The organism is Moorena sp. SIO3A2 (assembly GCF_010672265.1).
In the GTDB taxonomy this organism is placed as follows: domain Bacteria; phylum Cyanobacteriota; class Cyanobacteriia; order Cyanobacteriales; family Coleofasciculaceae; genus Moorena; species Moorena producens.
The window spans coordinates 1-6916 of sequence record NZ_JAAHHC010000106.1; the positions used below are offsets into that span (position 1 = coordinate 1).

Here is a 6916-nt window from a genome sequence, read left to right on the forward strand (position 1 = left end):
TGCTTGACCTAGGCGAATTAAATTCGCCTAGGTCAAGCGCACCTCCGTTCTTTAACAGCTTCACTCCATCACCCTCGTACTCCATTAACACAGAAGCATAATATTTTCCGGAAGGAGTTTTACTGACTGTCACAGTTTTAAATTCTCCATCCAGTGGTCGGTGAATTACTGCCTTGACAATTCCTAGTTTTCCAGGGAATTTAAGGCAATCTCCTACCTGTTTTACGTTTTGAGGATACTGGATTGATTGACGGTGATGGTACGACTTGAATCTAGGATATTTTGCTCTTCCCTCAAAAAAATTTTGGTAAGCACGACTAAGATTGAGACTCACGGATTGCAGAACCTGAGAGTAACAATCTTTCAGCCATTCAGTCTCCTTTTGTTTCTTGAGCTTTGGCAACATAGAGTTGAGTGCAGATTGCTTTAGCCCAAAGCCAGTTTCTTTATAGGTTTCTATGCACTGATTCAAGGCATAGTTCCACCACCAGCGAGCACATCCAAAATGCTGAGCTAATACTTGAACTTGTTCTTGCGTGGGATAAATTCTAACTTTGACGGCTTTATGTTTCACTGCACTCAACCTTGTTATCGACCTTGCTTAATATTATATGTATTTAGTAGTAATATGTCAAGGGATAAGATGAATTTCCTGGCTCGCTATCCATCCCGGAGACGAAACCTTAGAATAGGGCAGCCTTAATCAATAAGTTTTAAACCTTTTATGCATAGCCGACCAACCATAAAGGCTGCCCTATTCTTGCGGTAACTTCTAACCCAACCTACAACGCACGAGGTTGGGGAATTCCGCGAGTTTTGTTAAAAACAATAGTTAAAGGGTAAATGTTGAAGGTTATTTGTAAGCATATGCGCTACGGGCAGGCTACGCGAACAGCTGTCAGCTGTCAGCCGTGAGCTTAAAATAACATTGAAAGTCTGGGGAAAAGCCCATATAAGCATATGCGCTACGGGCACCCTGCTTGAAGTGCGTGGCGTTAGCGGTCAGCTATCATGCAGACTCAATTCAGATTAAAAGAATGGTTACTTGTTGTCTTGATCCAGTCGCTCATGGTTTAAAGTTACCGTAAGAGAGTGGAGCCTTATTACAAAAGACTTAAACCTTTTACCTATAACCTGCCGACTCCGACTATAAAGGCTCCAATTAGAGTCGATGTCCCCTATTACGGGGAGCACCTCTCCTTCAGAACCGTGCATGAAACTTTCGCCTCACACGGCTCCTAGATATCCTTAGCTGAGGTGCGACCCAGGGGCAGTTTATCTGCCCATTGGAAAGCGCACCTCGCTTTTGCTCCAATGTATTTGCTGGTGGCAGCTTTGGTGAACTGCTGATAGGTTCTTTTTTGACCAGTTGTCGTGGTTTCCATCTATGTGATGAAGATGTACATCCTCGTCTTCGATCAACCTCAACCCGCAATATCCGCAGGAATGGTTTTGCTTTTTCAAAGCTTCTGACGTAGCATCGGAGTATAATCGGGAATTTCGATTACTCCAGTATACCAGGTCGCCGTCGTAGGGTGACTTGGTGCCCCTTACGTTTACGTGTTGGTTTTGTTTGTACCCCACTTTTGGGAATGCCTTTTTGCATAGTTCTGTAGCTCTATACCGACTTACTTTCTTTTCCTTTCGGAACTTTCGGTGGGCAGTGTTGCCCATGAACCATAAGGAATCCCTGCTGCTGTTCATATCACAGCTACTATGGTAGTTTCGCCAACCGCGCACGATGGGTGCTAGTTTCGTTGCTTTTATTTCAGCACCATAATTCGAGCTGTTGACCACAGTTTTAATCTTCTTCCGGATGTTTCGGTGGTTTTCCTCTGAGGGAATTGACCGAAACTTTCCGTTTTTCTGGAGGAGGAAATTCCAGCCACGGAGACGAAACCTTAGAATAAAGAAGCCTTAATTAATAATTTTTAACCCTTTTTTGCATAGTCTGTCCCCTGTAAAGGCTTCTTTATTATTACGGTAACTTCATAGGAAGTCAAACCCGTCTGTCGTTTTAGTTAACTTGGTCTTTTCTTCACTGATTTCCATTCCGCGCTCTGCTAGGAAGGCTTTAACTTTGTCTAGTATCTTCTCAGCATTGTCTTTTGGCTTAAGGATGAACACCATATCGTCGGCATATCTCAGACTGGTGTGTATGTCCTCTATTCCGTCGAGTGCGATGTTGGCTAATAAGGGACTCACTACTCCCCCTTGAGGTGTGCCTTGCTCCGGAAACTCGGGATTTACTCCTGCTTTAAGACATCGGAATATTCCCTTTTTGATAGCTGCCGGGGCTATGACGCGCTCCATTATGGAGTTATGTGAGATACGGTCAAAGCATTTTTTGATGTCTAATTCGATCACCCTTTTGTTGATTCCGTTTTTGTCCGATTTTAGATGTAGCTGTAAGCGTTTTTGTACGTCTTGAGCACATCTACCGGTGCGGAATCCGTAGCTATCTCCGCTAAAACCTGCTTCATGAGCTGGTTCTAGCGCAAACTTAATTAGACATTGCCAGGCTCGGTCAGCGATAGTTGGTATTTTCAACATTCTTACTTTTCCATTCTTTTTCGGGATTGGAATTTCACGAACTCGGCTATGCTTCCAGTCAGAGGCATGGTCGTTCAATGTTTCTACCAGTTCCATTCGCTGTCTGTAGTTGAGGCTTGACAGGCCATCAACTCCAGCCGTCTTTTTCCCTTTATTCAATTGTGTGACTTGACGGACAGCCAAAAGTTGTGCTGCACGGGATTTCAGAATCAGTTTTTGTAAAGACCGCGCCTTCTTCAGGTCACCATCTCGAATCGCTTTGAACACTCGCTTTTGTAGGCGGAATAAGTCTTGGCGGAGTTTTTTCCACTTTTGACTTTTCCAGAGGTCGCTATATCTATTGGACATGCGTCTACCTATACTCTCCTAGAGTTTGTGTTTTCTGGATACCCGCAGTCAGTTATTCGACTGCATCTTACCCGACAGTGAGGATTAAGTTTGGCATAACTTACTGAGGTTTCGACCTTTCCCCAGACTCTTTTTGCTGTCGTTTTTACTCGTTCCAACTGTTAGATTGTTTTGACGATTTAGGGCAGTCCGGAGATGAAACCTTAGAATAGTGGAGCCTTACTACAAAATTTTTAACCCTTTTACCCATAGCCGACTAACTATAAAGGCTCCACTATTCTTGCGGTAACTTCTAACCATTTTGCCTATCCTCTTCTCAGAGATTACGATTACCAGAAAGAAAGCATCGTGAGAATAAAAGGATAAAGTCTCGCATATTCTCTTCAGATTGCGGCTTGACCGTCAGACACTTTTTAAGGACTTTTGTTAATCTACCCATGTCGCCTCCCTTTTAGCGGCAGTGTGGCACATCTGATTTACCTCTGATTCCGCCCTGATGCCAGCGTCACTCTGGTGGGTTGCCGCCCACCTCGGTGTGGCCAGATAAGGAGTCACTTGTCTCTTCAAGGGGTGGACTTTCACCACCATTCAACAGTTAGTTGGGTTTTGAAGATTACTCTTCGCGCCCCTAGCTCATACCCCTCCCTACTACGGGAGGCTCCTTAGCTAGAACGAGCCGCACCTCTCTAAGGTTTCGTCTCCGGGGAAACCACGGCAGTTGCTCATGGGGGAACCCCCAAGACCGCGCTGCATTACTTATTCAAAAGCTGTTCGGTGTAGCTTGCCCAAGCGCCCATAAGCTGATAGATGATAGCTGATAGGTGACGTAACTCAACATTACGACGGTTTGCATAACTATGAGGTACAGTAACAACAATGAGCAAACCAGTTACAGGGTAAGCGCATCTTGTCAATAAACCGGGGGTAGTTCTCAATAAACCCAGTATTATTGTGCTTATTGACAATAGATTTTATACATATAGTGTTCATTAAATTAAATAAACACTATATGTAGGAATAAAAAAATTAGATGCGTTTACCCTGGCCGTAGTATCGAAGAAACCTGATTTAACCTAAACAACCTATCCCTAAAATTAAAAATATTTAAAAATTTGCATAAAAGTAAAATAAAATACTGATAACTAAATATGGGTTATTTTTAGTGTGTGTCGAGTTACTAAGATTATCATTATCTTTAAGTAATTGATAGGAGTTATTATGATTTACTTAGCTTTAATAATAGGTTTAATCCAAATAATAGCAGCTTTTATAATGATAGCAGGTCTATCTTGGTTTGTTGCCAATTTTAGCTTACTATTATTATTTATTTTTTTTGAGACTGACAAGATAATCCCTTGGGTATATATATTGTCGTTTTTAATTACATTATATTTTCTAAGAAATATATTTGATCAACCACTTTCACTTATAGGACAAACATTTTTAAAAATATATGAAGAGGTTAAACAGATTAGAGTAAGTAATTTTTATTTGATCTTGGCAGTTTCTGGGATTTTTCTAACTATTTTATATAAGTTAGGGTTTCATAAAGAGGCTTTAATATTAAGTCTTGTTAGTCTTGTTATATGGTTATTGTATTTATTTATTATATGGTCTCAGGATAAGAGTAAGAATTAATAATCTTAGGTTTATTGAATAAATTAAATCTATTGTGATTACTGTTTGACAATCTCATAGAGGTTTATTCTGCTAAAGACACTTCTTATTCAATTCTCGGAGAACTTGGACTAACGGAAGTTTTTTTTAAACTCTTGGAGCTATTAATGCTGAAAGTAGTTGTAGATATTACCATTCGTACCTTACTAACTAGGATAAAATCCCCAACCATACTATAAGTACTGGTTGGGGACTGAGTACAGCGGTTTGCAATTGAGTTAGGTACAAATTCTTGGGTTTTAGGAAGCAGGGACTTCGGAGCAGGGAAGTCGGAAGTCGGAAGTGGGCAAACAATCCTGTGTACCTGATAGTTATGCAAACCGCCGTATTCTAAGCTGATGTGCATTTAAATTGGTTGTTCCCTGTTCCCTGTTCCCTTTTCCCTGTTCCCTTTGAGCAATTTAGGTATCCCAATCTAAATGCTGAACAGCTTAATACTTATCTCTTTTATTAAAAAGCTGACAGCTGACGGCTGAATGCTTACAGATTGGCTGTATCTCTAACTACTTGTAAAAACTGCTCAAGAGTAGGACAAGAATTAGTAATACGCCATCCGATCGCTAACACAATCTCTGCTGTAGAAGGTTGTACTGACCGATACACTACCCCATCTCGACGAAAACGTCTGATCGAATTGGGCAATAGAGCAATTCCCATACCCGCTGCCACAAATCCCAACATCAGTTGGGTTTCATTGGTTACTTGACTCACCTCAGGAGTAAAGCCAGCCTGGTGACAGACACGAATCACCGCCGAATATAAACCACATTGATCCGTATTTAATCCGAGAATAAACGGTTCATCCTGGAGTTGACCTAGTTGCACCTGATCTTGACTAGCTAGGGGATGAGTTTCAGATACTGCCAACACCAACGGTTCTCGCAGAATCGTTTCCAGCATCAGTGATTCATCCACCTTGCGAGGCACAATAAAACCCAAATCAATCCGTTGCTCCAACAATGCCTGAAGTTGTTCCCCAGTTGACATCTCCTTAGCCACAATGTGTACATCAGGGAATTGCTGCTTATAAGCTTGAATCGATAACGGGACAATATCAGCTGAAGAAAATCCCTCAAACCCCAAGATAATCTGGCCAATTTCCCCACGACTAGCTCGCTGAGTCACTTGGACACCCAAATCCACCTGCTTGAGGATCCTTCGCGCCTCTAACACCAACGCCCTACCAGCTTCAGTTAGTTGAATCTGGGGCTTGGTACGATGAAAAAGCTGTACCCCCAAGCTTTCCTCAAGGCGTTTAATTTGACGACTCAGAGGCGGTTGAGCAATATGAAGCCGCTCTGCAGCTCGCCCAAAATTCATCTCTTCCGCCACGACCAGAAAAGTCTTAAGATGATTAAGTTCAATGTTAGATAGCATCAGTCATACCTTTCGAGGTATCAAGTCCCTCCAAAAATTATATTAGACAAAATTCAAATTACTACCTAAGCTAGTAATATAAGCTTCTATGGAGTAAAAACATCAAGTAATTAAGAGCATAAACTGCGTTACCAAATTCTAGAATTAGCCAGGGTAATAGCTCCTAGTTAATAGGTAATTTATAAAACTATAGTTGAGAGGATAAAGATAGTCATAAAGTACGAATTAATTGCTTATTTATTCAACACTAGATATCAAATTTTTGCTTGGTATTGATATCTAGTTTGACCTAGTGGTGCGTTACGGGACGGGCTTTACCAACGCTTACTACCAGGTGGAAAATGAGTTCGAGCCCTTCGGTGGTGCGTTACGGGGCTATTGGCTACGAAGTTGAAATGATGGCAAGGCGCACCCCTAACGCACCCTACACACTTCAACCTTCAACCTGTAAACCTTCAACCTGTAAACCTTCAACCTGTAAACCTTCAACCTATCAACTTTAAACCTATCAACTTTAAACCTTCAAATAACTAACTATGAACGAACTATCACCATCAATGGGATTAAAAGAAGCAATAGAACAGCGTCGTGCTGCCCGTTCATTTCGTCCTGATCCAATTCCCAAAGAAATCTTAACAGAAATTTTTCGCTTAGGAGTGCGATCGCCTTCTGGTTTCAATTTACAACCCTGGCGCTTTATAGTCGTACAGGAGCAAGCTAACAAAGAAAAGTTAAGAGCCTGTGCTTTTAAGCTGTTGCGCATTTAAACTGTGATAACAGCATTGCCTTTGTTTTTTATTTTTCGTACCCATTTTATAATTAACCCTCCTTCATTTAAAAGATGATTTAACAAACATTCTAATTCTTCAATTGATTTGAAAACTCGATTGGCAATATATTCTTTTGCTGAATGCCAAACCAATTCAATTAAGTTATAATCAGGACTATACTCGGGAAGATA

The 6916-nt window shown here is 41.3% G+C and carries 5 protein-coding genes and 3 pseudogenes; 3 read left to right on the forward strand and 5 right to left on the reverse strand.

From position 1 onward, the window contains the following. From F6K64_RS37655 to F6K64_RS37670, 3 genes and pseudogenes are all read right to left on the reverse strand, one after another. A partial coding sequence (locus F6K64_RS37655) for an RNA-guided endonuclease InsQ/TnpB family protein (protein ID WP_287267974.1) occupies window positions 1–574 on the reverse strand: 574 nt, incomplete at its 3' end. Window positions 575–1275: 701 nt separating this feature from the next. After that, a pseudogene (locus F6K64_RS39310) lies at window positions 1276–1887 on the reverse strand (HNH endonuclease signature motif containing protein); the annotation flags it as partial. Between the two features lie 105 nt (window positions 1888–1992). After that, window positions 1993–2901, reverse strand: a pseudogene (locus tag F6K64_RS37670) (reverse transcriptase domain-containing protein); the annotation flags it as partial. Between the two features lie 1218 nt (window positions 2902–4119). Between F6K64_RS37670 and F6K64_RS37675 the strand changes: the two are divergent. Further along, entirely contained in the window at window positions 4120–4539 is a 420-nt protein-coding gene (locus F6K64_RS37675; RefSeq protein WP_287267977.1) for a hypothetical protein, read from the forward strand. Window positions 4540–5058: 519 nt separating this feature from the next. On the opposite strand, the gene F6K64_RS37680 is transcribed toward F6K64_RS37675, so the two are convergent. Next, window positions 5059–5955, reverse strand: coding sequence for a LysR family transcriptional regulator (locus F6K64_RS37680; RefSeq protein ID WP_287267978.1), 897 nt, complete (start codon window positions 5953–5955; stop codon window positions 5059–5061). A gap of 341 nt (window positions 5956–6296) precedes the next feature. Here F6K64_RS37680 and F6K64_RS37685 point away from each other — a divergent pair, with 341 nt between their 5' ends. Further along, entirely contained in the window at window positions 6297–6458 is a 162-nt protein-coding gene (locus F6K64_RS37685; protein WP_287267980.1) for a hypothetical protein, read from the forward strand. A 33-nt stretch (window positions 6459–6491) separates the two neighbouring features. Then, window positions 6492–6704: pseudogene (locus tag F6K64_RS37690) on the forward strand (nitroreductase family protein); the annotation flags it as partial. Between the two features lie 14 nt (window positions 6705–6718). Here the strand turns inward: F6K64_RS37690 and F6K64_RS37695 are convergent. Beyond that, on the reverse strand, window positions 6719–6916 hold a 198-nt coding region (locus tag F6K64_RS37695; protein ID WP_287265468.1), incomplete at its 5' end, for a transposase.

Coding starts and splice junctions, on each gene's coding strand:
- F6K64_RS37675 (WP_287267977.1), top strand. CDS start 4,120: ATGATTTACTTAGCTTTAATAATAGGTTTAATCCAAATAATAGCAGCT.
- F6K64_RS37680 (WP_287267978.1), bottom strand. CDS start 5,955: ATGCTATCTAACATTGAACTTAATCATCTTAAGACTTTTCTGGTCGTG.
- F6K64_RS37685 (WP_287267980.1), top strand. CDS start 6,297: ATGAGTTCGAGCCCTTCGGTGGTGCGTTACGGGGCTATTGGCTACGAA.